This is a genomic window from Aequorivita antarctica, from assembly GCF_007997155.1.
Taxonomy (GTDB): domain Bacteria; phylum Bacteroidota; class Bacteroidia; order Flavobacteriales; family Flavobacteriaceae; genus Aequorivita; species Aequorivita antarctica.
Genome location: NZ_VORT01000001.1, coordinates 243,254 through 269,681, shown reverse-complemented (window position 1 = coordinate 269,681; position 26,428 = coordinate 243,254). Strand labels below are relative to the sequence as shown.

Here is a 26,428-nt window from a genome sequence, read left to right as displayed (position 1 = left end):
ACCAATGCAGAAAATAAGCAACAAAAAATTCAACGATTTGCCATTAAACAGAACGGCAGTGCTCATTAAACAAAATGACGCTGCCACCTTAAAGGAATTATACAAAGTAAACTTTGCGAAAGTGAAGCACTATGTTCTCAAAAACAGTGGTGACGAGCAACAAGCAAAGGATGTTTATCAAGAAGCATTTGTGGCAATGTGGCGAAATATTAAAGACAATAAATTTTCTGCAGAAAACGAAACTGCCATCAACGGCTATCTTTTTAAGATTGCAAAATATAAATGGCTGGATCACGTAAGGTCAGTAAAATATAAAAACACAACTTTCATAAATCGTGAAATTGAATACGACGAACCCGATACAGATGAAAACGAAGTGCAAAACAGAAAGATTAAGATTATTATGGATTCCATAAACCAGCTTGGCGAACGCTGCCAGCTTTTGTTGAAACTTTTCTATTTTGAACGAAAACCCTTTAAAGAAATAGCCGAAATTATGGCTATGGACGAAGCCTCTGCCCGCAATGCAAAATATCGTTGTCAAGAGCAATTAAAAAAAATGACCCAAATTATCCCCAATGGATCCAAATAACAAAATACAGAACAATCAGGAAACACAAGAGCTTATAGACGCTTACTTGTTGGGTACTCAGGACTCTGATGCCCAAGCCGATTTTAAGGAGCGAATGAAATTATTTCCCGAATTTCGTGCCTTGGTTGAAGAGCAGAAAGCAATAATTAAAGGTGTGGAAGAACACACTCTAAAAAATTCTTTGGAAGATTTTCACGAAGAAATAGTAGACATGCCTGAAAAAAATTGGTTTTCGCCCAGCTGGTTGGCGCTGGCAGCCTCGTTTTTAATACTCATCTCGGTTAGTACTTGGGCAATTTTAAGCAGCGGGAATTCACCCCAAAAAGTCTTTGCGGCAAATTTTAAACCTGACCCTGGCCTACCGACCACTATGAGCACTTCTTCAAATTATGATTTTTATTACGGAATGGTTAATTACAAACGCAAAGAATATGGCGAAGCCATTTCACGTTGGGAGACGCTTTATGCTGCCAATCCAGAGAACGATACTGTGGTTTATTTTTTGGGTGTTGCAAATTTGGCAAATGGCAACGCTCGCCAAGCGAGAAAATATCTACAATCGGCAAAAGGAAAAACCGAAAGTGCTTTTTATGAAGACGCTCAGTATTATCTAGCCTTGGCCCTTTTAAAAGAAAATAAAATAGAAGAAGCCAAACAAACCCTATTCAAAAGTACTTCTCCAGCTAATATAGTGCTGCTTAAAGAATTAAAATCCCTATAGTCGTTCCTAAATTTTTGTATTTTCGGAACATTAAAAAAACAAATTTCATAAAGTTTTATTTTTTATTTTGAAGGAATCAAAAAATAGGTATATTTGCACCCGCCTACGCAAACTAACGTTCGCTTTGATGGGTGAAAGCCCGCAAAATGGCAAAAAATAAATTCCTCCTTAGCTCAGTTGGTTAGAGCATCTGACTGTTAATCAGAGGGTCCTTGGTTCGAGCCCAAGAGGAGGAGCAAAAAGCCCAACATTTATGTTGGGCTTTCTTGTTTTAGACAGGTAAGCATCGACTGTCAACACCTCCCACATGGCTGGCGTGAAAATATTAAATTAATGCGGATATGAATTATCTATAAGTATCCGTGAAAGTTTCCTGTCCTAAAATCGAGCGGCGTATTTTCTCTTTTCTTATAGCACGATCACTGGGTTTTTCAAACTCCCTCACATACAATTCTTTCCACATTTTCGCCAATTGTTGATAAACATTTAACAACAATATGAGGCATCATTCAAAATGTATTGATATAATTTTCATATTTATACCTTATCCATTTTGAACAAATTCAAGACCCAATTAGCATGGAAATTACCCACGTCATAAAAAGAGATTTCACCACGAAACTATTTCATTTACAAAAGATTACAGATGCAATTCTAAAGGCAATGACCGCTGCGAAACACGGTGATCAGGAAGATGCAAATTGCATTTCTAAGAACGTTTATGAAGCACTTCTAGAAAGAAAGCAAAAAGAAGAAAAATATATTCCTACGGTTGAGGAAGTTCAGGATCTTGTAGAAACCAAATTGATGGAAAGTGGTTTTTTTGATGTGGCAAAGGGATATATTCTTTACCGAAATCAGCAGACTCAAAAGCGTAAGCTAAACATATTTGAAAATCGTATAAATTTAAAACCATACGAATATCCGGCACTCTATGAATATGTGCCAGCTATCCGTCATTCATATTGGATACATACTGAATTCAACTTTACAAGTGACATTCAGGATTTTAAAACCCGTCTTTCAGAAGTGGAGCGCAGCGCCATTAAAAACACGATGCTGGCAATCTCACAAATTGAGGTGGCAGTAAAAAGTTTTTGGGGCGATATCTACCACAGAATGCCAAAACCGGAAATTGGCTCTGTAGGCGCAACCTTTGCAGAAAGTGAGGTACGCCATCACGATGCCTATTCACATTTACTGGAAATATTAGGCCTTAATGAGGAATTTAAAGACCTAAAGAAAAAACCGGTGATCATGATGCGCATCCATTACCTGGAAACCGCTCTTAAAAATGCTAAAAGTGATGATAATAAGGAATATGCCGAATCTATTTTATTGTTTTCACTCTTTATAGAACACGTTTCGTTATTCTCCCAATTTTTGATCATCATGGCTTTTAACAAGCATAAGAATATGCTTAAAGGAATTTCAAATGTTGTAGAGGCCACCTCAAAAGAGGAACAGATTCATGGCGATTTCGGAATTGATGTTATCAAAATCATCAAAGAAGAAAATCCAGAATGGTTTGATGAAGGCTACAACAGTATGATCCAAGAGATATGTAGAGAAGCGTTTACAGCCGAAAGTAGAATTGTGGATTGGATTTTTGAGGATGGAGAACTTGACTTCCTACCCAAGGCTGTAGTAAATGAATTTATAAAAAACCGCTTCAACAATTCACTTGAAAGCATAGGAATAGAAAAAATATTTGAGATAGACGAAAGCCTTTTAGTGCAGACCGAATGGTTTGATGATGAAATCATAGGCACCAAGCACGGTGATTTCTTCGTGAAACGCTCTATCAATTACAGCAAAAGAACCCAAAGTATAACCAGTGATGACCTATTCTAAATGAAGGAACAAAATCTAAACCTCGACAAACAGACTTCAAAAACAATTTCCGAAACAGACAACCTTGTAAACGCTCGAAAGGAAGCGCTCCATCATACAGGAGAAAAAGAAACTCAAGGCTTTGAATGGCTTACAGAGCACAGTCGAAACTTTTTAGCTTCAGGGTATTTAACGCCAGGAGTAACCGCCGAGGAACGAATTCGCGAAATAGCCGACAGAGCCCAACAAATATTAGGTATTCCGGGTTATTCAGACAAGTTTTATAAGTATATGTCTGAAGGATTTTTCTCTTTAGCATCACCTGTTTGGTCTAATTTTGGAAAGAAAAGAGGACTTCCCATAAGTTGCTTCGGATCGCATATAGCCGATGATATGGGTAACATTCTATACACCCAATCTGAAGTTGGTATGATGTCTAAACTTGGAGGTGGTACTTCAGGATATTTTGGTAAAATCCGTCATCGTGGGGCTGAGGTAAAAAATAACGGACAAGCTTCTGGTGCTGTACACATCATGCAGTTATTTGAATCAATGGTCGATGTGGTAAGTCAAGGCTCGGTTAGACGTGGCCGTTTTTCGCCTTATTTACCAGTTGAACATCCAGATATTATGGAGTTTCTGGAAATCGGTACTGAAGGAAACCCAATTCAGGAACTTACCCACGGCGTAACTGTAACCAACAAATGGATGCAGGAAATGATAGATGGCGATGAAAAAAAGCGTGCTATTTGGGCAAAAGTGCTTCAGCGAAGAGGCGAAATGGGCTATCCTTATATTTTCTTTAAGGACAATGCCAATAATTCAGCCGCAGATGTATACAAGGATAAAAATCTTCCTATTTACGCCAGTAATCTATGTACCGAAATAATGTTGCCATCAAATGACGAATGGTCGTTTGTATGCGTGCTGTCTTCAGTAAACTTATTGCATTATGACAAATGGAAAGATACCGATGCAGTTGAAACTATGGTCTATTTCTTAGATGCGGTTATTACTGAGTTTGTTGAAAAATTAGAAGATTATCGGGATTCAGAAAGTCGGGAGGATAGACAAACCTTTCTATTTATGGAACGAGCCTACAATTTTGCGAAAGATAACCGCGCTTTGGGCCTTGGTGTTTTGGGATGGCACTCTTTGTTACAGTCAAAAATGCTTCCTTTAAATAGCGAAAAAGCTTATAACTTAAATAGTGAGATATTTAGGGTTATCAAGGAAAAATCATATAAAGCTTCGGAAGAGTTGGCTGAAAAATTTGGCGAGCCAGCAGTTCTTAAAGGCTACGGAAGGCGTAATGCTACGCTGAACGCGATTGCACCTACTACGTCATCAGCCTTCATTCTAGGGCAAGTATCACAGGGCATTGAACCAATATGGTCTAATGTTTATGTGAAGGATATTGCAAAGATTAAAACCACTATCAAAAATTCATTCTTAGAGCAATTGCTTGAGGAAAAAGGCATGAACACGCTAGAGGTATGGCGAAACATTCGCGATTACGATGGCTCGGTGCAGCATCTTGATTTCTTAACAGAACACGAAAAAGAAGTGTTTAAAACCTATTCGGAAATAGACCAACTAGATCTTATCTACCAAGCGGCGAACCGTCAAAATCATATTGACCAGGGACAGTCGGTAAATATTATAGTACACCCAGAAATGCCCGTTAAAGAGATAAATAAAATTCACGTGACCGCGTGGAAATTAGGATTGAAATCTCTTTACTACCAACATAGTATGAATGCCGCCCAAAAGTTTGCACAGAAAAAAGACTGTGCAAGTTGTGAGGCATAAAGCCACTTTAAACACAGTAGGCACAAAAATAAAAGGACAGGTTCAAATATAGCTGAACCTGTCCTTTATATTTATGGTCACATTAATGAGATACTACTTCAGAAAACCTGATGAAAGATCAAAAATATTTAAATTTGCATCCAGTAATAACGGCCTCATAGTTCAATGGATAGAATAGAAGTTTCCTAAACTTTAGATCCAAGTTCGATTCTTGGTGAGGCTACAAAAAAACCGTTCCTTTTTAGAACGGTTTTTTTAAAATATAAACTTCATTAGTTATTGCTCCTGGAAAATTAAATTCAATACTTCTTCTTCAAATTATCAAGCATTATTTCAGTCATTTCATCAAGAGAAATTTTACTTTCCCAGCCCCAATCTGTTCTGGCTTCGCTATCGTCAATACTTTGCGGCCAACTGTCGGCAATGGCTTGTCTAAAATCTGGCTCATAGCTAATTTTAAATTCAGGAATGTGTTTTTGAATGCTTTCGGTAATTTCTTCTGGATCAAAACTCATGGCAGAAAGATTATAGGAGCTGCGTATTTTAACCTTTTTACTTTCAGCTTCCATAATACTTACAGTAGCATTTATGGCATCGTCCATAAACATCATTGGCAGTGTTGTTTCCGCATTTAAAAAGCAGATGTATTTTTTGTGCTTCAAGGCTTTGTGATAAATATCTACGGCATAATCTGTGGTTCCACCACCAGGAAGGGTTTTATAACTTATAAGCCCAGGATAACGGATGCTGCGAACATCCACTCCATAACGATTAAAGTAGTATTCACACCAGCGTTCGCCTGTTTGCTTGCTGATGCCGTAAACAGTACTAGGTTCCATAATTGTGCGCTGAGGTGTATCTTTTTTAGGGGTTGTGGGCCCAAAAACTGCAATGCTGGAAGGCCAGAATATTTTCTCGATTTTTTTTTCTTTTGCCAAATTCAAAACGTGAAAAAGTGAATTCATATTTAGGTTCCAGCCTTTCATAGGAAATTTTTCCGCTGTGGCTGAAAGCATTGCCGCCATCAAATAAACATCCGTAATTTCGTGACGGATCACTACTTCTTCAACCGCGTCATAATCCATGGCATCCAAAATTTCAAAAGGACCACTTTTCATCAGTGCTTCATCTCCTTCACGTATGTCACTGGCTATCACTTTGTTTATTCCAAATTTATTGCGTAGATAAATTGTTAATTCAGTGCCTATTTGTCCACAAGCACCAATAATTAGAATCCGCTTCTTCATTACTTTATTTTTTCAAAAATGAAATGTAAATATACGTATTATCAGTTCTTTCAGCACTTAAAAAATTTATGTATCATTTGGTTAATAACCAGTATCTTTGTGCCTCTTTTATTCTTTATGAAGTTTATAATTCCTATTTTATTAATTATCGGTTTCATTTTTTCCTGCAGAAATTCTTCAGAAGAAAAACAAAACCAATCATCCTCAATCGATGCTTCCATTATTTTTGGAAATAAGGATTTTGACTTTCCGAAACTCTCCGCACCAGCAAAGGAGCAAGCTGTGCACTGGGGAGTTCTGGAAGATTTTCTTTTGGAAGCAAAAAACACAAACGGCAGCAACTACGAAGACCTTCGAAACCATTCCGAACTTTTAAAACAGTATTCCGATTCGCTTTTAAAAAATATTCCCGACACTTTGAACACCAAACCCATTAACAGCAGGTTGTTAGTTCTTAAAACAAGGTCGGCCTTATTGTTTCAAACTGCACATCAAGCCATCATTGACTCTTTGAAAGTTCAAAATTCCATGGAAGAATTGAACGTTGCCGTAAAGAACCTTATCATTCAATTGAACGAGAAATTTCAAAAGGACAATATTGATTTCCAAAGAAAGGAAGACGAAGAAAACGAACTGAAGAAACAACAGAGTTATAAAGATTCCATTATGGATTTGGAACTTCAAGATAAAAAGAAAAAGAAAGTGTAACAAACACATTAAAAGAACAACTTATACTTTCAGTATAAGTTCAAGACAATAAATACCTTAAACAAAAATCATAAAATGAAGACTAATTTTTTTAAACCTGTTTTGGCCCTTGCAGTAGTTGCAGTAGCCGCAACCTCTTGTAAAGAAAAAACTGATTTGGCCGCAGCAGACACCGAACCACACGGAATAATACTTGCAAACATGGACACCACCGTAAGTCCAAAAGCTGATTTTTACAATTACGTGAACGGAAACTGGATGAAAAACAACGAGATTCCAGATGATGAGACTAGTTGGGCTGGGTTCACTATTCTGCGGAAAAAAACCAGCAAGGATATGTTGAATATTTTGGAGAAAGCTAAGGAAAGTGGAAAATACGCTCCCGAAACAGACCAAGCAAAAGCTTTAATGATTTATGAATCTAAACTAGATACTGTTGCAAGAAACAAGGCTGGTATTGAGCCAATAAAGCCAACGCTTGCTAAAATTGCAGCCATGAACAGCATGGAAGATTTTCAAAAATTGATGAGTGAGGATGCCGTTGCTGTTTCACAACCATTTTTGGGTCTTGCAGCTTTTTCAAACCCAAGCAATAGTGCGATGAACTCGGCGTATATTACTCCAGGCGGTTTAGGCCTTCCAGACCGTGATTTTTATACCAATACCGATCCTGCTTCTGTAAAAATACGTCAGCAGTATGTAGATCACATTACACATATGCTACAATTTTTAGGCGATACTGAAGAATCTGCCCGTAAGCAAGCAGAAATCATTCTCGCTTTTGAAACAAAACTTGCCACCCCAAGATTGGACAAAGTGGCTAGTCGCGATTTCAGAAACTTCAACAATCCAAGAAGTATTACTGAATTGCAAAAAATGCTTCCACAAATTCAATGGGAAGCGGCTTTCAAAGGTATGGGCATTACCAAACAAATGGACACTCTTATTGTAATGCAGCCAAAGTATACGGAAACATTGAAGCAAATGTTCGCGAAGCCAGATTTTGATACATGGAGAACTGTAATGCGTTGGTCGACTTTGAATAATGCTACTGGAATGTTAACCACAGAAATTGATCAAGCCAATTTTGATTTTTATGAAACAACTCTAAAAGGCACCAAAAAACAAAAACCTGCAGACGAACGTGCTCTTGAAGTTGTTAATGGAAGCGTAGGCGAAGCATTAGGTAAACTGTATGTAGATGAAATGTTCCCGCCAGAGGCAAAGCAAAAAGCTGAAGCAATGATTACCAACGTAATTGCAGCCTACAAAGACCGTATAAATGCTTTAACTTGGATGAGCGACAGCACGAAAGTGAAAGCTATCGAAAAACTTGATAAGTTCACCGTAAAAGTTGGTTATCCAGACAAATGGAAAGACTATTCTTCTATGGAAGTGAAGCAAGGTAATACGTATTATGACAATATGGTTGCCGTTCAAACTTGGGGTCTAAAGGACAATCTCGAAAAAATAGATGAGCCTGTGGACCGTACTGAATGGGGAATGAGCCCACAAACAGTGAATGCGTATTTTAACCCTTTCAATAACGAAATCGTTTTTCCTGCAGCAATCCTTCAGCCTCCTTTCTATGATTACAAAGCAGATGAAGCTGTAAACTACGGTGGAATTGGCGCTGTAATCGGCCACGAGATTTCACACGCTTTTGATGACAGCGGTTCACGTTTTGACTCCAATGGGAACTTGGTGAACTGGTGGACAGAAACCGATCTTATAAACTTCACCGAGCGCGGTGATAAACTAGCCGAGCAATACAGTAATGTAGAAGTTTTGGACAGTGTTTACATCAACGGAAAATTCACTTTGGGTGAAAACATTGGCGATCTTGGTGGTGTGCTTGGTGCTTATGATGGCTTGCAACGTTTTTACAAAGAAAACGGACGTCCAGATAATATTGACGGTTTCACGCCAGAACAACGTTTCTTTATGAGTTGGGCCACAGTTTGGCGCACCAAATCTCGTGATGAAGCACTTCGTAACCAAGTGAAAACAGATCCACACTCTCCAGGAATGGTTCGTGCTACACAACCATTGCAGAATGTCGACGCTTTTTATGAAGCTTTTGATATTAAGGAAGGCGACCCAATGTACGTTGCTCCGGAAAATAGAGTTCGTATTTGGTAGTTTTAAAGTATTCTATATAATTAAAAAGGAGCTGTAAAAGGCTCCTTTTTAATTATATAGAAGTTTTAAAAGAATAATTTAAAATCATCTTTAAGTTTTCAGAATCCACTTGTTTATAAACCTCATCAGTAGAATTTTCAGCAAAGGAAGGTAGTTCCAAACCAAGCTCCTCCGCCTTTTGAATATAATAATCAGATTTTCTGGGATGGTTTGGATTTACAGCGTTAAAAATCTTTCCGAAGGCATCCTGTTTTAAAATTTCAACCAAAATATTAATACAATCCTCGCGGTGAATCAAATTCACGGGGGCATTGCCATCTGACAAATCTTTGCGTCCCGCCAAATATTTTGCGGGTTGGCGAGTGCCGCCAATCAAGCCGCCAAAACGTACGATTGTAGTTTGCAATTCTTCTGAATTGATAAATAATTCTTCCACTTGCCGCAATTGTTTTCCGGCGATTGTTTCGGGTCTTGGCTCGTTCTTTTCTGTCACGTTTCCCTGCGAATCATCATAAACCGAAGTACTGCTCACCAAAATAATTTTAGAAACAGCTGATTCGTTTATTGCCGCAACCAAATGAGCCATTTTCAAAACATAATCTGCGCCCGTGTTTTTGCGAAGTCCGGGTGGAATCATTATCACTAAACAATCTGCATTGTTTAAAAGTGCCTGAATTTCACCCTCAATTCCGTTTTCTGAAATTTCCACAGGATATACATCAAAACCGTTTTGTTGCAATAAAGTAGCTTTTTCAATTGTTGTCACTGAACCTTTTACCGTATAGCCCAGAGAAGCCAGACGATACCCCAATGGTTGACCTAGCCATCCTAAGCCTGTAATTGCGATTGTTTTATTTATCATTCAAAATAATTTGAGGATTTATTTTAACTGTATCGGCTATTTTCCTTTTTAGAGAATCTATTGAAAAAGTTCGTTTCACTGCAACGGCATCGGTAATTACAAAAGGTTTCGGCATTGTATAATCTGGTCTTTTTGCAATTTCAAATTGTGGGTTTGTCATTAAGTCGAAGGAATATTCCATCACTTTAAAAGAAACTGATGTATTTTCTTCTACGGAAAACTTCACTTTAAGAGAATCATTTTCAGAAACATAATAATTGATGAGTGCACTATTCTTTGTGCCGCGATAGTCGTTAGAAACTTCTGAAATCGGCATAGTTTCACCATTAAACTCCAAAGATTTAAAAGATGTATTCCCTTCACTGTATAAATCTATTTTATTAACTCTCCGTTGCGGAACGATTATAAATTTCACGCTTCGAAGGTTTTCAATAAGGGTATCTTCTTCCAAAATTATTTCGAAATTAGCAATGTTTTTTTCGGGAGCTTCGGCTGCGTAACTGAAATTGGTTCCGTATTTATTATACGAAGCAGCATCCAAAATTTCAGCGGCATCTTGAGGTTTTTCTCCTAAATATTGCTGCGTCCATTCGTCAATATCCTTATCGTAAGTAAGCCAATAGGTTTTGTTTGCATCCGCATCTTTGTAATAAACTAGGCTGTTAGGCTTTCTTCGCTCATCAGAAAAATCACTTTTTGAATGGGCTTTTATAAAAAAGAAAACGGCGAGCAATAAAAATAAAACTGAAAGCAAACCTTTCATTTTATAATATCCAAAAACGGGCCAGAGCAACACAAAAAGCAAAACGGTGAAAACGCAGCTTATAACAAGCATTTTCAAGCCCAACCCAACTGGAAAAAACTGAATGAGGGGCGCAAAAATAAAGATAGCGGGAACTGCCAATAGCGTCATCGCTAATATATTGGGGCGTTCCTGTCGAAGCATTACAAAAAACGATAACAATCCAAAAAATACTGGAATAATGAAGAAGGCAGCACCTTTCAGAATAATAAAAACCGCTATGTTTATCAAAAGCCAAAAAAGCAATGGAGCAACGTAAAAGGAAGGCTCGTTAAATTTTTGAGTAAACTTTTTATAAAATGCAAACGTAATGGCCAATGAAAGAAAGACGAAAAATGCAATATACCAATGCCCATTATACGTAAAACCCTGTTGGATTTCTGTGTATTGAGGATACAAAGCTATAATCAATTTCCAACCAAATAGGCCGACAATGCCACAAACAATCAGGGAAAGCAAAAACGGAACAAAGCCCAAAGCCATCTTTTTTCCGTTTAGTTTTCTTTTGTGGAGTCCGTAAAAAATAAGGAACAAAAAAAGAAACGTTGCCAGAATTAGCATCGGCAAAATCCATGAAAATGGATAGCTTATCATCTTTACTAAAGGCAAATTCACGTAAACATCGTCTGTTTTGGACTTCAATTTTGAGAGATCGGCATTGCCAAAATAATGCATAAGCGGCAGTAAATAACTGCCTTGATGTGCCAAGCTGTTCCAGTCTAGATGATACATATTGTCATTGGCCGTGTGATAGTTAAAATGATTGTCAATAAAGGCGAAGAAAAAACTATCAATATCGCCGTCTTCCCTAAAAACAGTGGAATCGGTATCATTGGGCAACATTTTGTATACGCTGTACATCAACGAGGAAGCCACGGGAAAATCTGGATTGGCTTTTATAAATTCCTTTACTAAATTTGAATTACCACCATTAGTTTCCAAAATCATATTGCTTGGGCCACTTGTGCCGCGAGCTTCAAAATTAAGCACTAAACCAACGTTTTTTGCCCAAGGATGTTCGTTTACAAATAGTTTGGCACCGTCCAACCCAATTTCTTCGGCATCGGAAAAAAGAATGATGATATCGTTTTTAGGTTGTTCTCCTGACGCCAAATAGGCGCGAAGGCTTTCCAAGATAGTAACCAGACCACTTCCCGCATCGCTTGTGCCATAAGAAGGCACCAGCGCGCTATCGTAATGCGACAGCAAAAGCAACGCTTTTCCTTCTCCTGAACCTTTTATCCGGCCAACAATATTTATGGGTTTGTTCAGTGTTTTCGATTCTGGATTTATGCTAAATCCTTTTTGGATATGAGGATCAAGTCCTAGTTTTCGCAATTCAGATATCAAAAATTCACGAACTTCTTCGTGTCCTTCGGAACCTAAATAATGTGGTTTTTTTGAAATTTCGCTTAAAGGCTGTAGTGCTCTGTCCACCGAAAATTCAGTAGCCGGAGTCGTTTCGTCTTCATTGTAATGCGGTGTGAGTCCATAAAAACTGTAATAGACTAATGCAATTATGAGCAGGAGCGAAAGAATGGCACCAAGTTTTTTCATGGTTGGGAAGTTTAATTGGTTAAAAGTACAATTTTAATCGCTTTAAGCTAAAAGGTTCCTGATGATTGAGACATCAACATTCGCGTGCTACTGCTCAATTACCCAATAACTTAAGGACCCAATAATTTAATTTAATAAAAATGAGTATATTAGAAGTTCGCAAAAAAATGATATAATGGGAATTAAAAGTTTTATTGGTAAAAGGGCAAAGCCCCAAAAAGGTTCTTCGGAAAAAATAAAGGTATCCGACTTTATGACCCGCAAGCTCATTACATTCAGACCAGAACAGTCCATTCTGGAGGTTATGGAAGTACTTTTGAAAAAAAGAATCTCTGGAGGGCCTGTAGTAAATGAAAAGAATGAATTGGTCGGTATTATTTCCGAAGGCGATTGTATGAAACAACTTAGCGATTCCCGTTATCACAACCACCCAATGGAAGACGTGAAAGTGGAACAGCACATGATAAAAAACGTAGACACTATTGATGGTGAAATGAACGTGCTGGACGCCGCCAATAAATTTTTGGAATCAAAACACCGGCGTTTTCCTATTTTGGAAAAAGGTAAATTGGTCGGCCAAATTAGCCAAAGCGATGTCTTGCGAGCAGCTATGAAGCTGAAGGGACAAACTTGGTAACTACTCTTTTTTCTTTAAAATTATTTCTATTCTTTTATCGGGTATCAACCACATTAAAGCCACCAAAATATAAAGTGCGCCCGCAACCCAGGGGTTATAAAAAGAGGAAATGATTGCTATACCATAAATGATTGGCGAAGCTTTCCCTTTTATATCCTTTCCCAATGCATTTGCCAACAATGAATCTTTTCCTTGCACGGACAAAATTCTATTCTGTAATATAAAATAGGCTATGGCTGCCATTAACAGCACTCCGCCATACATTGCCATTGGCAATTCGGCAAAATGATTTTCACCAAGCCAACCGGTAACGAACGGAATCAATGAAAGCCAGAACAACAAATGCAGGTTTGCCCAAAGGATTCCCCCACTCACTTTCTGCACGGTATGTAACATATGATGGTGGTTGTTCCAGTAAATTCCAATGTAAATAAAACTTAGCACGTAGCTTAGAAATACAGGTAACAACGGCGCCAAAGCTTCAATATCGGTCCCGTGTGGAACTTTCAGTTCCAAGACCATAATTGTGATTATTATGGCAAGTACACCATCACTAAAAGCTTCTAATCTGTTGCTGTTCATAACTGTTTTTTAATGTGAATTATAAAAGATGTGATTTTCAACGGTTTAAATTACAGAAATTTTAATAATTATTGAATATGTTAAGATATTGATTGTCAATTATATATTCGTTTACAAATGATTACAAACAACTATAAACGAAAGTAAGTATGTAACAACCAACTAAAATTTGGAAGCCAATGTAAGTTTGTCCTGTCGAATAAAATGAAGTTCGATAGTATCAATTGTTTAACATTAAATATTAAAAATCATGAGTACACTTAGAAACAAAGTACAGTTGATTGGAAATTTGGGAAACGATCCCGAAATTGTAAATCTTGATGGCGGAAAGAAACTTGCCAAGTTCAGTATCGCCACAAATGAAACTTACAAAAATCAAAAAGGGGAAAAGATCACAGATACCCAATGGCACAATGTGGTTGCTTGGGGAAAAACTGCTGAGATCATTGAAAATTATGTCACAAAAGGAAAAGAAGTGGCAATAGAAGGAAAACTGACTTCCAGATCATATGATGACAAGGAAGGAAACAAAAAATATATTACAGAGGTAGTATGCAACGAGCTAGTCATGCTGGGGAGTAAGTAAAATGACTGGCCAATCAAGCCCTCGCTTTCTGCGGGGGCTTTTTTTAAATTTCAAATCTTTATTTTTACCGAAATGGAAACAAATACCCAGCTAAGTATATTCGATTTGCTCAAAACGCATTTCGGGTACGACAAGTTTCTTCCAAATCAGGAAGAAATTATAAAGAATGTATTAAATCAAAAAGACACTATTGCCATTATGCCCACGGGCGGCGGTAAATCGTTGTGTTTTCAATTGCCGGCTTTGGCTTTGGAAGGAACGGCGATAGTGATTTCTCCATTAATTGCTTTAATGAAGGATCAAGTGGATGCATTAAAAGCAAACGGAATTGCTGCAACATTTTTCAACAGCTCACAAGCTTCCGAGGAACAACAGCAAGTTTTAAAAGATTTACAAAACGGAAATTTAAAGTTGCTCTATGTAGCTCCGGAAAGTCTTCCTCAGTTGAATTTTATTCTGAATTCAATAAAAATTAGCCTCTTCGCCGTAGATGAAGCACACTGTATTTCCAGTTGGGGTCACGATTTTCGGCCAGCTTATACACAGCTGAAAAGTTTGAAGGAACAATTTCCAAACGTTCCTTTGATTGCTTTAACAGCTACGGCAGATCGCGCTACGCGGGTAGATATTGCCATACAACTTTCAGTTCCCGAAGCCAAGACCTTTATCGCTTCGTTTGATAGACCAAATTTATATCTAGATGTTAGGCCTGGCCAAAACCGCAACAAGCAAATTTTAGATTTTCTGAAAAACCATTCAAAAGAATGTGGCATTATTTATTGCCTAAGCAGAAAAAGTACCGAAAAACTCGCTGCGACACTTTCTTCAAAGGGTTATAAAGCTGAAGCATACCACGCAGGATTGACTTCCGAAGAAAGAACTCAAATTCAGGAAAATTTTATCAACGATACTTCACCTATAATCGTTGCTACTATCGCCTTTGGAATGGGCATTGACAAAAGCAACGTGCGCTGGGTGATTCATTATAATATGCCCAAAAATATTGATGGATATTATCAAGAAATTGGTCGAAGTGGACGCGATGGCCTAGCAGCGCATACTATTCTTTTCTACAGTTTCGCTGATGTAATTATGCTTCGGAAGTTTGCAGAAGGCACCGAAACAGAAACGTATCAATTGGCGAAACTTGAACGAATGCAGCAATTTGCCGAAGCCTTGAGTTGCAGAAGAAAAGTACTTCTTGGCTATTTTGGGGAACACATTACTGAAGATTGTGGCAATTGCGACATCTGCAAAACCCCACCAAAATATTTTGACGGCACGCTCATAGCCCAAAAAGTCTGTTCGGCAGTTTCGCGATTACAGGAACAAGAAGCGCTGGGTATGGTTTTGGACGTATTGCGTGGTGCACAAAATGCCCAAGTTTTTGATAAAGGTTACCAAAGAATAAAAACTTTCGGTGCCGCAAAAGATATCGCTTGGCGCGACTTGCAGCAATACGTTATTCAACTTTTAAACCAAGGCGTTTTGCAAATTCATTTTCATGAAAACGGTCGGTTGTTGCTTACTCCCCTTGCCAAAAAGGTTTTATTCGAAGGAAAAAAAGTGCAACTGGCAAACCTACTGCAAGAGAAAGAACAAATTGTAGTAGAAAAAGTAAAAAGAAAACGTGCTGAACTTTTTGATAAGTTACGGGAGCTGCGTTTGAAATTGGCGCAAGAATTAAATAAACCGGCGTTCGTTGTTTTCAGTGACGCAACTTTGGAAGATATGGAATTCAAAAAACCTAGAACTCGTGAGGAGTTTGCAGAAGTTTCTGGAGTTGGCCAAGCAAAACTGGAGAAATATGCAGATGATTTCCTAAAAGTCATCAATCGGCATTTGGATGGTCTTGAAAATAATATACCAACCCACGAGCGCAGTTATAAAATGTTTATTGAAAACAATCTTTCACCTTCAGAGATTGCAGACAAACGTGGACTTTCAGAAGATTCAATTTATGGTCATTTTATAAAAATGCATCAATTGGGTGTGCCTTTTGATTTTTCAAAATTTATTTCTTCCGAAGAAATCCATCAAATCAAGGATGTACAAAAGACGCTCGAAAATCCCGAAGCCCTAAAACCATATTTTGAATATTTTGAGGAGAAGATGGCGTATTGGAAAATAAAACTTGGGCTGTATTTGGGAAGCTGAAACCCTGTTTTAAAAATTTACTATATGTAAAATTGAGTGCCGAATACTATTCAAAATCTTCATAACGATTGCAATATTTCAACCAAACCTAACATATATCATATTTTAAAAAGAAAACAAGTCCGAAATTTGTAGGTATTTTCAAAATTTTTCAACAAATGACTTCTTCAGGAAAAATAGAATTAATGGCTCCAGCTGGTAATTTTGAATCGTTGCAGGCTGCCTTGGACAATGGCGCAGACTCCGTCTATTTTGGCGTCGAACAATTAAATATGCGTGCCCGGGCGAGTATTAATTTTACAATCGAAGATCTTTCTGAAATTACCAAAAGATGTAAAAAGAAAAATGTTCGAACCTATATCACGCTGAATACAATCATTTATGATCACGATCTTTCAGTAATAAAAACGGTTTTAAATGCAGCGAAGAAAGCAGATATTACTGCTGTTATTGCGATGGATCAAGCTGTGATTGCCTATGGAAGACAGATTGGGATGGAAGTGCACATTTCAACTCAAATAAATATTACTAATATTGAAACGGTGAAATTTTACGCCCTTTTTGCCGATACGATGGTAATGAGCCGAGAATTAAGCCTGCGGCAAGTGAAAAATATTACCGAACAAATTGAGAAAGAACAGGTAAAAGGGCCTTCAGGAAATTTGGTTGAAGTGGAAATTTTTGGTCACGGCGCACTTTGTATGGCTGTTTCGGGGAAATGTTATTTAAGTCTACATTCGTATAATTCTTCAGCCAATCGAGGTGCTTGCAAGCAGAATTGCCGAAAAAAATACACGGTTATTGACCAAGAAACTGGTTTTGAGATTGAATTGGACAACGAGTATATGATGTCTCCAAAAGATCTTTGCACTGTAGATTTTTTGGACCAAGTCATCGAAACTGGCATAAAAGTTCTAAAAATTGAAGGCCGTGGTCGTGCGCCTGAGTATGTTGCAACCGTTACCAAAACCTATCGCGAAGCTATTGATGCGTATTATGGCGGCACTTATTCAAAAGAGAAAGTGGAGCAATGGATGGTGGAACTGGCTAAAGTATATAACCGCGGATTTTGGGGCGGCTATTATTTGGGACAAAAACTGGGTGAATGGAGCAATACTGAAGGTTCACAAGCCACACAAAAGAAAGTGTATATCGGGAAAGGGGTTCATTATTTCCCAAAAACCAAAATTGCAGAATTTAAGATTGAAGCCTATGATTTAAACTTAGGCGACAAGATTTTGATTACCGGCCCCACTACTGGTGCCAAAGAATTCGACCTTTCTGAAATGCTAGTAAATGACGAGTCCCTGTCAACCGCAAAAAAAGGCGATTCCTGTACCATTCCAACTCCCTTCCGAGTGCGGCCTTCAGATAAATTGTATAAAATCGTTGCTTCATAAAATGGTTGTTGTCACTCTGCAAAGAAACAAATGTATCGGTTGTAACTACTGTGTGGAGCTAGCGCCGACTTATTTCCGTATGTCAAAAAAAGACGGAAAAACTGTATTGCTACATTCTGAACAAAAGCGTGGTTTTTTTACATTAAAATTTGTCGATAATGCAGCATTTGAAAGCTGTGAACAAGCCGCAAAAGCCTGTCCGGTAAAAATTATTTCAACAAAATTGGTCTAATTTTTCAAGCAGCTTCTTCACTACTATTATTTCTTCTGAAGAAAGGAATTGGTTTATTGTAAAAAGTAATCCGAATTCCGAAAAGTAAAACAATTCCGCCCACAATCATTTGAAAACTTACTTCTTCCCCAATAAAAAGCCACGCCAAAATGGTTGTTAAAACTGCCTGACCCAAAAGACTCACGGACACACGTGTTGCCCGCATGTGTTTGGTTGCATAACCCAAAAGCAGCCACGCCATCAATTGGCAAACTACGCCCTGAACCACCAAAACAAACCAGCCCATATTGCTAAATCCTGTAAAAGGTTGGTCAAGGCCACAACTTAAAATAGCCAAGAAGAAAGCCGAGGAAAGCGTGCTAATAGTGATAAATGGAAGCACTTCCACTTCATAAAGCACATATTTGCTGAGTAGCATATAAATGGCGTAAAAAACGCCAGAAAGGATTGCAAAAACAAAAGCAAGGTCAAAATCCAATTCGAGGAAAAACCGAAAACCCACCAAAGTAATCATTCCGAAAATGGCAATTGCAGTACCTATCCAAAAATTGAATGTCGGTTTATTTTTTAAGAAGAAAAAGGCTCCAACTCCTACCCAGACTGGTGAAAGGTTAGTGAGCAAAGTAGCTTGCGTTGCAGTTGACTCTTGTATGGCGATGTTCCAAACTGCCACGTCACCAGCGAAAATAGCACCACAAAGAACGGTCAGCAAGAAAATCTTTCGAGATGGGATTTTCATTTTACCAGTCAAAAAAGTGAATGGAACCAAAAGTGCCGCAGCAATCGCCATTCTATAAAAAGCCGAAATAACACCCGGTGACAAACTGAGCTTGACCAAAATAGGAAAAATGGAAATACAAATGATTCCAATAACGAGGGCGATGCGGGGCTTCGTCATAAGTTTTTGCAATTGCTATAGTTGAACAAAAACCGCAAAATTAGTGTTTAATAATTGATAGAAACCTATTTAATTTTAGATAAAACAATTATTAACACCTTCAGAAAATTATTAGTGCAGTTTCAACTGAATTCGTTTTCTAGGCACATCCACATCTAGCACTTTTACTATTATTTGTTGGTGCAAATGCACGTGTTCACTAACATCTGAAACATATGCATCGGCAAGATTTGAAACGTGGATCAGGCCGCTTTCCTTTATCCCTATATCCACAAAACAGCCAAAATTAGTGATGTTGTTCACAATTCCGGGCAGTAATTGTCCTTCCTGCAAATCGCTTATGGTTTTTATGTTTTGGTTGAATGTAAAAACTTTTGCCTCTTCGCGAATGTCAAGTCCAGGTTTTTCCAGTTCCTTTAAAATATCTTGCAAAGTGGGAAGTCCAATTTTTTCTGAAGTGTATTTTTCTAAATCTATCTTCTGTAGAAGGGCTTTATTTCCAATCAATTCAGAAACTTTTACCCCTACATCTTTCGCCATTTTTGAGACCACCGAATAACTTTCGGGATGCACAGAAGAATCGTCTAATGGATTTTTACCATTTTTTATTCGTAGAAATCCAGCTGCCTGCTCAAATGCTTTTCCGCCCAAACGTGGAACTTTCTTAACTTCTTCTCTCGAAAAGAATGCGCCGTTTTCTTCGCGATAGTTTACTACATTTTCTGCCAATTTCGGGCCTATTCCAGAAACGTAACTCAATAGAGGAACGCTTGCGGTATTTATATTCACCCCAACAGAATTTACGCATAATTCTACCGAAGTATCCAGCGAACTTTTCAGTTTTGACTGATCCACATCGTGTTGATATTGACCTACACCTATGGATTTAGCATCAATTTTAACCAGTTCCGCCAAAGGATCCTGCAAACGGCGACCGATGGATACTGCGCCTCGCACAGTAACATCATAATTCGGGAATTCATCGCGCGCAATTTTTGAAGCCGAATATATAGATGCCCCAGCCTCGCTCACTACAAAAACTTGTATTGGATTTTTAAAATGAATTCGTTTTATGAACTGTTCTGTTTCCCGCGAAGCCGTTCCGTTTCCGATTGCAATTGCTTCAATTTTATGGGCATCTGCGAGTGAACTAATCTTCTTCATCGCACCTTTAAGATCATTTTTTGGTGCGTGCGGATAGATTGTTTCATTATGCTGTAAACCGCCTTGAGCATCTAAGCAAACCACTTTACAGCCTGATCTAAAACCAGGATCGATTGCCAAAACACGCTTTTCACCCAAAGGCGAACCTAGTAAAAGTTGTTTTAAGTTTTTGGCGAAAACATTAATTGCGGTTTCATCTGCTTTTTCCTTTGCGGCGGAAAGTGCTTCGTTTGAAAGTGCCGGAAGCAAAAGCCGTTTGTAGCTATCTTCAATTGCAAGTTTTATTTGTTTTGAAGCCGCATCGTTTAGTTTTACAACGCGATCTTCAATTTTTGAGATTGCTTTTTCATCATCAATTTCTATTTTCTGGCGAATAAAACCTTCGGAAGTTGCACGTAGTATTGCCAATAATCTGTGTGAAGGAATTCGGTTTAAAGCTTCATTCCAATCAAAGTAATCACGGAATTTCTGCGCTTTTTCATCGTCTTCAAGCTTCTTTATAACTTTGGTTGAAATCGCTGCAAAACGCTCCAATTGGTGACGCAGCATATTCCGAATATCGGTGCGTTCGTTGATCCATTCGGCAATAATGTGTCGTGCGCCTTCCAAAGCTTCTTCTTCGGAAATTACTTCGCCTTTTATATATTTTGAAGCAAGTGAAGAAATATCGGAACTCGAGATACTTCGGGTCTGCACCATTAAAATTTTCGCCAAAGGCTCCAAACCGTTTTCGCGTGCTGTATCTGCCTTTGTTTTTCGCTTCTTTTTGTACGGCAAATACAAGTCTTCCAAAGCGATTAAATCTGTAGCTTCTTCAATTTTTTTCCGAAGTTCGGCAGTTAAGACCTCCTGTTCTTCCAAAGATTTTAAGATTGCAACTTTCCGCTTTTCCAGCGCTTCAAACTGTTCTTTGAATTTTACAATATCGCCAATTTGAACCTCATCCAGATTTCCTGTCAATTCTTTCCGGTAGCGGGAAATGAAAGGAATGGTGCAATCTTCGTTTAAAAGTTTGACTGTGTTTTCTATGCTTTTTGAGGGAAGCTGGGTTTGAGAGGTTATGTATTGAAGAAGGTTGTTCATTTTTAGAAGTTATTCTGAAAATTTAAAAAGTTCATAAGTATCTTCTTTGGAATTATATTTTCCATAAATAAAAAAATCATTCATTTTGAATACGTTTTCTGCCTTTCCATTGGGATTTCGAAGTGTATATGTTCGGATTTTATCAAAAACATTCACTGGAACTATTCCATCAACATGCTCAAAACTATCATTAAAAACACATTCAATACGGGTTGATTTGTTGTGCTTATAGGAATTAAAAGCATAAAATACGGGATTGTAAGAAACCGTAAAGGCTCCAGCTGTTCCAATTGGCATTCCACCACCAAAGCCGCCCATCATCATGGGTGCTCCACCACCAGTTTGTTGTATTTCTTTATTGCCCCCCATTGTAACTTGATAACCGCTCTTGGACTTAATTACAGCCACACCAATATCCTCTGAAGTTATTTTTCGAAGAAACTGAGCTGTCTTTTCCAACTCTCGTCGACCATCCGAGCTAATAGAAGTTCCTTCTTGTATAATTGGACTGTTTTTAAAAGTAATTTCTTCATCTTTTGAAAGTTCAATTCTTTTAAGTTCTTCTTTTGTTTCAATATTTTTTACTGTAAAAACCAAAGTATCGTTTAAACCACTGATTTGAAAAATTTTGTCTTCGTATAAATATGAGTTGCTAGACGCCAAAATACCTTTAAGTGGAAGTTGTTCTTTTTCAATTGCTTTCAAACTTACAGTTAAATTTGGAACAACAAATTCAAAAATATAAGTGTAGAGCATTCCTTCGTCAATGGTTAAAATAAAGGTCTCTCCGCGATCATAAACTTTGCAAACATTACTGGTAATAGCAATGTTGTTAGGATTAGATTCTTCAATTTTAACCACAGTACCTTCGGTTTTAAATTGACTTCGCTCCGTTAAGAGTTGGTCAAGTCTTGTACGGTCATTCCGCATATCTCCAAAAAACTTATCACTAAAATCAAACTCTTTCTTACCAAATTTACCGTCGTGATCAAAAGTGTAAATATTTAGAATTGAACTTCTCCTGGTTACGGTAAGTATGTAAAATTTGTCTTTAAAACTGTGTGATTGAAGGAAAATTTCATCATTCAATTTAAATCCATACTCTGTTTCTATTGTTGCCTCTCTTTCAAAATCGAAAAGAACGCTTCCAAAGTTTCTATTGTTTGCATTCTTCAAAAACAATCTTATTTGTCCATTTTTAAGGGTCTGACCGATAATCTCAGTATAAATTTTTGGCAACCCATTTGAAGCAAATTTTCCTATAGGTTTAAGATCTTCGGAATATAAATATCCATTTAGAGTTTTATCATCATCCAAAAAAATCGCAAACGTATTATTTTCATCATCTACCACTGCAAAAGCATCTTTTGGCGATTTATTTCGAGTTTTTAAATCGTTCGGAATAGTTAAAAAGGATGTTTGTGCTACTGTAGAAAAAATACAAAAAGTTGAAAAAAAAATTATTCTTAAAAACATAGACTTTGAGGATTTGAAGAAAATTTTATTGAATGAATTTAAAGTTAATTGATTGTCGCCCCATTATCAACTCCTTCTTCTCCAGGATTTACAAAAACAAGTTTCCCTTCCGCATTTTCCGTCATCAAAATCATTCCTTGGCTTTCCACGCCACGAAGTGCCCGCGGTGCGAGATTTACCAAAACAGTAACTTTTTTACCAACAATATCTTCTGGCTTGAAACTTTCCGCAATACCTGAAACAATAGTACGCACGTCAATTCCTGTATCAACTTTTAGAACTAAAAGTTTATTTGCTTTTGGCATTTTTTCAGCTTCAATGATTGTTCCCACTCGCATATCGAGTTTTGTAAAATCATCAAATTGAATGGTTTCTTTTTGTGATGTTACTTTTTTGTTGGCAATCTCATTCATCTTTTTGCTTGCTTGTAATTTATCTAGTTGTTGTTGAATTTGTTCGTCTTCTATCTTGCTGAAAAGCAATTCGGCTTTGTCCACTTTATGGCCTGGATTTAGTAATTCTGATTTGGAAGAAACGTCGTCCCATTTCAGTGAGGTTTCGGTTGCATTTGACCGAATATTGAGCATGTTTTTCAATTTATCTGATGTAAACGGTAAAAACGGTTCACTCAAAACTGCCAAGGCAGAAGCAATTTGCAACGCAACATACATCACGGTTTTGGTTCGCTCTTCATCGGTTTTGATGGTTTTCCATGGCTCTTCATCGGCAAGATATTTGTTTCCAAGACGGGCAACATTCATCAATTCTCCCTGTGCCTCACGGAAGCGGTAACGCTCCAGCGAGCTTGCAATCACCGTTGGATAGGCTTTCAATTCGCTTAAAGTCTGTTCGTCAACTTCTGAAAACGGTCCTGCATTTGGCACGATTCCTTCGTAATATTTATCGGTCAAAACCATCACTCGGTTTATGAAATTCCCGAAGATGGCAACCAATTCATTATTATTTCGGGCTTGAAAATCAGCCCAAGTAAAGTCGTTATCCTTTGTTTCGGGAGCGTTTGCAGTTAAAGTATAACGCAACACATCCTGCTGGTTTGGAAAATCCTCTAAATATTCGTGCAGCCAAACTGCCCAGTTTTTACTAGTTGAGATTTTGTTGCCTTCAAGGTTCAAAAATTCGTTTGCCGGAACATTATCAGGAAGAATGTAACTTCCTTCAGCTTTTAACATAGCGGGAAAAATAATACAATGGAAAACGATGTTGTCCTTCCCTATAAAATGAAGCATTTTGGTGTTTTCGTCTTTCCAATAATCTTCCCAGTTTTTGCCTTCACGTTCGGCCCATTCTTTAGTTGAGGAAATATAGCCAATCGGTGCATCAAACCAAACGTAAAGCACTTTTCCTTCGGCTCCTTTTATGGGTACTGGAATTCCCCAATCCAAATCGCGGGTTACTGCACGAGGGCGTAAACCGTCGTCAATCCAGCTTTTGCACTGACCATACACATTTGTTTTCCAGTCTTTTTTGTGATCCACGAGAATCCATTGTTTTAAGAAATCTTCGTATTCATTCAAAGGCAAAAACCAGTGTTTTGTTTCTTTCAGAATAGGCTTATTTCCTGAAATTGCACTTCGCGGATTTATCAAATCGGTAGCATTATGGCTAGTTCCGCAGTTTTCGCATTGGTCTCCATAGCTTTCTTCAAAACCACATTTCGGGCAAGTGCCAATTATAAAACGGTCTGCCAAAAACTGGTTGGCTTCTTCGTCATATAATTGCTCGGTTACTTCTTCAATAAATTTTCCATCTTCGTATAATTTTTTGAAAAATTCCGAAGCGGTTTTATGGTGGATTTCCGCAGAAGTGCGTGAATAATTATCAAAGGAAATTCCAAAATCGGCAAAACTCTTTTTGATGATGGCGTGGTATTTATCAACCACTTGCTGTGGTGTGATGCCTTCTTTTTTTGCTTTTATGGTAATTGGCACTCCGTGTTCATCGCTTCCGCAGATAAAGGCAACATCTTTGTTTTGAAGACGCTGGTAACGTGCATAAATATCCGCTGGCACATACACCCCTGCCAAATGGCCAATGTGCACGGGGCCGTTGGTATATGGCAATGCAGCGGTAATGGTATAGCGTTTTGGGTCTTGGTCCATATCTATTTTTTGAAAACCTATATTAATTAATTTAGAAGTCACAAAAATAGGTATTTTATCTTCGGAAACCAGCGCCCTGTTTTACATTCCTTTAGTTGTTTGAGATTTAGAATTTCCCCTAATCGAAAATCTTAAACTAAAAAAGCTTCCCAAAATATAGGAAGCTTTTCAATAAAAGGGTTTTATAAAATATTACCTAATCTGTATAGATTTACTATAAAATTGTCCTCCAGTTGAAATACGGTAAATGTACTGTCCGTAGGAAAGTCGTGTCTTGACTTTTTCCTTAACGTCTATACTGTATTTTCCAGGGTACAATATTTTGTTTTCCAACAAACCTACTTCTCTTCCCATCATATCGTACAGCCTGATGTCAACATTCGCTGTATTGGGCATATTTATTTCAATAAGGGTACGGTTGTTTTGGTAAATAGGTATATGTACAAAGCGGGTAGTGTCGCTAAAATCAGTATTCGACAAAGACTGACAAGTAATTCCCATATTCAAAGTTTGGTAGGTCTGGTTAAGCAAAATAGTACTTACTACAGAAGGGTCCAAGCAGAACCACTCCGTTAAAACGGTGGAATATATGTCTCGAAAATCGGATGTCGGTATAAGATTGTCATTGGCGTCCCATTCGGTAAGGTTTGGGTGGGTGCCCACAAATCCATTTCCATCTAATCCAGCACCAAACAACATAACTGGTGAGGCTGCTCCGTGGTCGGTACCGTTAGAACCATTTTCATAGGGCCTACGTCCAAATTCTGAAATGGTCATGGTCAAAACTTTGTCATCCATTCCGGTAGCGGCAAGGTCATCATAAAAATCCTTGATGGAATCTGAAAGGTCTTCCAACAATGCCCTTTGGGCATCTACTTGGTTAGCGTGTGTGTCAAAACCATCCAAAGTAACCATATATACTTTAGTGCCCAAGTTTCCTTTTATCAATCGGGCAACGATGGCCAATTGTTTTGCAAGGTCTTCATCACTATAAGAAGAACTGTTGCTTGATGCCAAATAGGCATCATTGATAACAGAAGAATACCTAACCGTTGTGTTTGTAGTGGCACGCATAAACAAGAGTTTATCTCCATAGACGCAATCCGGCAAATCGGTTACATTGTGCTGAACACCATTTTGTGCAACGTTTGCCAATTGTTCGGTGTTGGCAACAGAAAAGGCATAATTACTGTCATTGCCTTCAAAAATAAGATCTCCAATACTTCCTATTTGTACTGCTGGCGGAACTTCTGGTGGGTTTATCAAATAATCTGGGTATAGGTCTTCATAATATCGGCCCCACCATCCTGTAGGTTCCACGTTTATATCGTCTGTAGAAGCCCAGATTGCTGCAGAACGGAAATGAGAGAGATTTTGTTGTGGATACCCCACACCATGGATTACCTTCATTTTTCCATCACCCCAAACAGATTCAAGAGCGCTCATATAATTAGGGATGGCAAAATCTGCGTTCAAATTTATCAAATTGCTTTGTTGATGACGAATGTTAGGGCGCAAATTGGCATAGGTAGCATAGTCATAAACTGGGACTATAGTGTTAAGTCCATCATTTCCACCTTTTAGACGGATAATGACCAAAATATTTTCATTTTCACTTGCTGCCAAAGCTACCGAAAGAGGTGATGGTTTGGACGCAGCAATAGAGGCGTGACCAAGCATGATGCCACCAGCACCAGCCAAACCTAAAGCCTGAATAAAAGAGCGTCTGTTCCAGGTGGAGTGCTCTTTATCGTGAATATTTTTTTCACCTTTTGACGTATTTTTTTCGGGGATAGTATGATTTTTACACATGAGGC

At 38.0% G+C, this 26,428-nt stretch carries 20 protein-coding genes and 2 tRNA genes; 13 read left to right on the top strand and 9 right to left on the bottom strand.

Annotation, left to right across the window (positions count from 1 at the left end; all coding sequences use genetic code 11):
- The first annotated feature begins 4 nt into the window (after positions 1 to 4).
- The 6 genes from ESU54_RS01250 to ESU54_RS01225 all read left to right on the top strand — a co-directional run bounded on the left by ESU54_RS01250 (position 5) and on the right by ESU54_RS01225 (position 5,181).
- On the top strand, positions 5 to 592 hold the full coding sequence (locus tag ESU54_RS01250; protein ID WP_111842927.1) for an RNA polymerase sigma factor: 588 nt from the start codon (positions 5 to 7) through the stop codon (positions 590 to 592).
- Complete coding sequence (locus ESU54_RS01245; RefSeq protein ID WP_111842928.1) at positions 579 to 1,313, top strand: tetratricopeptide repeat protein; 735 nt, start codon at positions 579 to 581, stop codon at positions 1,311 to 1,313. The genes ESU54_RS01250 and ESU54_RS01245 overlap by 14 nt, the downstream gene beginning before the upstream one ends.
- A 162-nt stretch (positions 1,314 to 1,475) precedes the next feature.
- A tRNA-Asn gene (locus ESU54_RS01240) sits at positions 1,476 to 1,549 on the top strand.
- 343 nt (positions 1,550 to 1,892) lie between these two features.
- Positions 1,893 to 3,167 (top strand): ribonucleotide-diphosphate reductase subunit beta, encoded by a 1,275-nt coding sequence (locus tag ESU54_RS01235; RefSeq protein ID WP_111842929.1) that lies wholly within the window; start codon positions 1,893 to 1,895, stop codon positions 3,165 to 3,167.
- A complete protein-coding gene (locus ESU54_RS01230; protein WP_111842930.1) occupies positions 3,168 to 4,958 on the top strand; it encodes a ribonucleoside-diphosphate reductase subunit alpha in 1,791 nt (596 codons plus the stop codon).
- A 151-nt stretch (positions 4,959 to 5,109) separates the two neighbouring features.
- A tRNA-Arg gene (locus ESU54_RS01225) sits at positions 5,110 to 5,181 on the top strand.
- A gap of 76 nt (positions 5,182 to 5,257) precedes the next feature.
- Here ESU54_RS01225 and ESU54_RS01220 read toward each other — a convergent pair.
- Positions 5,258 to 6,205, bottom strand: a complete 948-nt coding sequence (locus ESU54_RS01220; RefSeq protein ID WP_111842931.1) for an NAD-dependent epimerase/dehydratase family protein — start codon at positions 6,203 to 6,205, stop codon at positions 5,258 to 5,260.
- Positions 6,206 to 6,304: 99 nt separating this feature from the next.
- Here ESU54_RS01220 and ESU54_RS01215 point away from each other — a divergent pair, with 99 nt between their 5' ends.
- Both ESU54_RS01215 and ESU54_RS01210 read left to right on the top strand, forming a co-directional pair.
- Positions 6,305 to 6,913 (top strand): hypothetical protein, encoded by a 609-nt coding sequence (locus ESU54_RS01215; RefSeq protein WP_146743947.1) that lies wholly within the window; start codon positions 6,305 to 6,307, stop codon positions 6,911 to 6,913.
- A gap of 75 nt (positions 6,914 to 6,988) precedes the next feature.
- On the top strand, positions 6,989 to 9,055 hold the full coding sequence (locus ESU54_RS01210) for a M13 family metallopeptidase (RefSeq protein ID WP_111842933.1): 2,067 nt from the start codon (positions 6,989 to 6,991) through the stop codon (positions 9,053 to 9,055).
- Positions 9,056 to 9,107: 52 nt separating this feature from the next.
- Here ESU54_RS01210 and ESU54_RS01205 read toward each other — a convergent pair whose 3' ends face one another.
- On the bottom strand, positions 9,108 to 9,917 hold the full coding sequence (locus ESU54_RS01205) for an NAD(P)H-binding protein (protein ID WP_235004478.1): 810 nt from the start codon (positions 9,915 to 9,917) through the stop codon (positions 9,108 to 9,110).
- Complete coding sequence (locus tag ESU54_RS01200; RefSeq protein WP_111842934.1) at positions 9,907 to 12,276, bottom strand: M20/M25/M40 family metallo-hydrolase; 2,370 nt, start codon at positions 12,274 to 12,276, stop codon at positions 9,907 to 9,909. The genes ESU54_RS01205 and ESU54_RS01200 overlap by 11 nt, the downstream gene beginning before the upstream one ends.
- Positions 12,277 to 12,451: 175 nt before the next feature.
- Between ESU54_RS01200 and ESU54_RS01195 the strand changes: the two genes are divergently transcribed.
- A complete protein-coding gene (locus ESU54_RS01195; protein WP_111842935.1) occupies positions 12,452 to 12,913 on the top strand; it encodes a CBS domain-containing protein in 462 nt (153 codons plus the stop codon).
- Here ESU54_RS01195 and ESU54_RS01190 read toward each other — a convergent pair whose 3' ends face one another.
- A complete protein-coding gene (locus tag ESU54_RS01190) occupies positions 12,914 to 13,495 on the bottom strand; it encodes a TMEM175 family protein (protein ID WP_111842936.1) in 582 nt (193 codons plus the stop codon). It lies immediately after the preceding gene.
- Positions 13,496 to 13,745: 250 nt separating this feature from the next.
- Here ESU54_RS01190 and ESU54_RS01185 point away from each other — a divergent pair, with 250 nt between their 5' ends.
- From ESU54_RS01185 to ESU54_RS01170, 4 genes are all read left to right on the top strand, one after another.
- Entirely contained in the window at positions 13,746 to 14,081 is a 336-nt protein-coding gene (locus ESU54_RS01185) for a single-stranded DNA-binding protein (protein ID WP_111842937.1), read from the top strand.
- Between the two features lie 72 nt (positions 14,082 to 14,153).
- Positions 14,154 to 16,238, top strand: coding sequence for a DNA helicase RecQ (gene recQ, locus ESU54_RS01180; RefSeq protein WP_111842938.1), 2,085 nt, complete (start codon positions 14,154 to 14,156; stop codon positions 16,236 to 16,238).
- Positions 16,239 to 16,396: 158 nt separating this feature from the next.
- A complete protein-coding gene (locus ESU54_RS01175; protein WP_111842939.1) occupies positions 16,397 to 17,638 on the top strand; it encodes a peptidase U32 family protein in 1,242 nt (413 codons plus the stop codon).
- Position 17,639: 1 nt separating this feature from the next.
- Positions 17,640 to 17,870 carry a ferredoxin gene (locus ESU54_RS01170; RefSeq protein WP_111842940.1) on the top strand — a complete coding sequence of 77 codons (231 nt, stop codon included), beginning with the start codon at positions 17,640 to 17,642 and terminating at the stop codon, positions 17,868 to 17,870.
- A gap of 4 nt (positions 17,871 to 17,874) precedes the next feature.
- Here ESU54_RS01170 and ESU54_RS01165 read toward each other — a convergent pair whose 3' ends face one another.
- From ESU54_RS01165 to ESU54_RS01145, 5 genes are all read right to left on the bottom strand, one after another.
- Positions 17,875 to 18,768, bottom strand: coding sequence for a DMT family transporter (locus tag ESU54_RS01165; RefSeq protein ID WP_111842941.1), 894 nt, complete (start codon positions 18,766 to 18,768; stop codon positions 17,875 to 17,877).
- A 111-nt stretch (positions 18,769 to 18,879) separates the two neighbouring features.
- Positions 18,880 to 21,015 (bottom strand): Tex family protein, encoded by a 2,136-nt coding sequence (locus tag ESU54_RS01160; protein WP_111842942.1) that lies wholly within the window; start codon positions 21,013 to 21,015, stop codon positions 18,880 to 18,882.
- 9 nt (positions 21,016 to 21,024) lie between these two features.
- On the bottom strand, positions 21,025 to 22,491 hold the full coding sequence (locus tag ESU54_RS01155; protein ID WP_111842943.1) for a hypothetical protein: 1,467 nt from the start codon (positions 22,489 to 22,491) through the stop codon (positions 21,025 to 21,027).
- Between the two features lie 44 nt (positions 22,492 to 22,535).
- Positions 22,536 to 24,611 (bottom strand): methionine--tRNA ligase, encoded by a 2,076-nt coding sequence (metG, locus tag ESU54_RS01150; RefSeq protein ID WP_111842944.1) that lies wholly within the window; start codon positions 24,609 to 24,611, stop codon positions 22,536 to 22,538.
- Between the two features lie 192 nt (positions 24,612 to 24,803).
- A complete protein-coding gene (locus ESU54_RS01145; protein WP_111842945.1) occupies positions 24,804 to 26,423 on the bottom strand; it encodes a DUF1501 domain-containing protein in 1,620 nt (539 codons plus the stop codon).
- Positions 26,424 to 26,428 lie beyond the last annotated feature (5 nt).

What these genes read in the sequence shown, in the direction of transcription:
- ESU54_RS01230 (WP_111842930.1), top strand. Translation starts at nt 3,168, where the DNA reads ATGAAGGAACAAAATCTAAACCTCGACAAACAGACTTCAAAAACAATT.
- ESU54_RS01175 (WP_111842939.1), top strand. Translation starts at nt 16,397, where the DNA reads ATGACTTCTTCAGGAAAAATAGAATTAATGGCTCCAGCTGGTAATTTT.
- ESU54_RS01210 (WP_111842933.1), top strand. Translation starts at nt 6,989, where the DNA reads ATGAAGACTAATTTTTTTAAACCTGTTTTGGCCCTTGCAGTAGTTGCA.
- ESU54_RS01155 (WP_111842943.1), bottom strand. Translation starts at nt 22,491, where the DNA reads ATGTTTTTAAGAATAATTTTTTTTTCAACTTTTTGTATTTTTTCTACA.
- recQ (WP_111842938.1), top strand. Translation starts at nt 14,154, where the DNA reads ATGGAAACAAATACCCAGCTAAGTATATTCGATTTGCTCAAAACGCAT.
- ESU54_RS01160 (WP_111842942.1), bottom strand. Translation starts at nt 21,015, where the DNA reads ATGAACAACCTTCTTCAATACATAACCTCTCAAACCCAGCTTCCCTCA.
- ESU54_RS01245 (WP_111842928.1), top strand. Translation starts at nt 579, where the DNA reads ATGGATCCAAATAACAAAATACAGAACAATCAGGAAACACAAGAGCTT.
- ESU54_RS01145 (WP_111842945.1), bottom strand. Translation starts at nt 26,423, where the DNA reads ATGTGTAAAAATCATACTATCCCCGAAAAAAATACGTCAAAAGGTGAA.
- metG (WP_111842944.1), bottom strand. Translation starts at nt 24,611, where the DNA reads ATGGACCAAGACCCAAAACGCTATACCATTACCGCTGCATTGCCATAT.
- ESU54_RS01205 (WP_235004478.1), bottom strand. Translation starts at nt 9,917, where the DNA reads ATGATAAATAAAACAATCGCAATTACAGGCTTAGGATGGCTAGGTCAA.
- ESU54_RS01170 (WP_111842940.1), top strand. Translation starts at nt 17,640, where the DNA reads ATGGTTGTTGTCACTCTGCAAAGAAACAAATGTATCGGTTGTAACTAC.
- ESU54_RS01195 (WP_111842935.1), top strand. Translation starts at nt 12,452, where the DNA reads ATGGGAATTAAAAGTTTTATTGGTAAAAGGGCAAAGCCCCAAAAAGGT.
- ESU54_RS01200 (WP_111842934.1), bottom strand. Translation starts at nt 12,276, where the DNA reads ATGAAAAAACTTGGTGCCATTCTTTCGCTCCTGCTCATAATTGCATTA.
- ESU54_RS01190 (WP_111842936.1), bottom strand. Translation starts at nt 13,495, where the DNA reads ATGAACAGCAACAGATTAGAAGCTTTTAGTGATGGTGTACTTGCCATA.
- ESU54_RS01235 (WP_111842929.1), top strand. Translation starts at nt 1,893, where the DNA reads ATGGAAATTACCCACGTCATAAAAAGAGATTTCACCACGAAACTATTT.
- ESU54_RS01250 (WP_111842927.1), top strand. Translation starts at nt 5, where the DNA reads ATGCAGAAAATAAGCAACAAAAAATTCAACGATTTGCCATTAAACAGA.
- ESU54_RS01185 (WP_111842937.1), top strand. Translation starts at nt 13,746, where the DNA reads ATGAGTACACTTAGAAACAAAGTACAGTTGATTGGAAATTTGGGAAAC.
- ESU54_RS01165 (WP_111842941.1), bottom strand. Translation starts at nt 18,768, where the DNA reads ATGACGAAGCCCCGCATCGCCCTCGTTATTGGAATCATTTGTATTTCC.
- ESU54_RS01220 (WP_111842931.1), bottom strand. Translation starts at nt 6,205, where the DNA reads ATGAAGAAGCGGATTCTAATTATTGGTGCTTGTGGACAAATAGGCACT.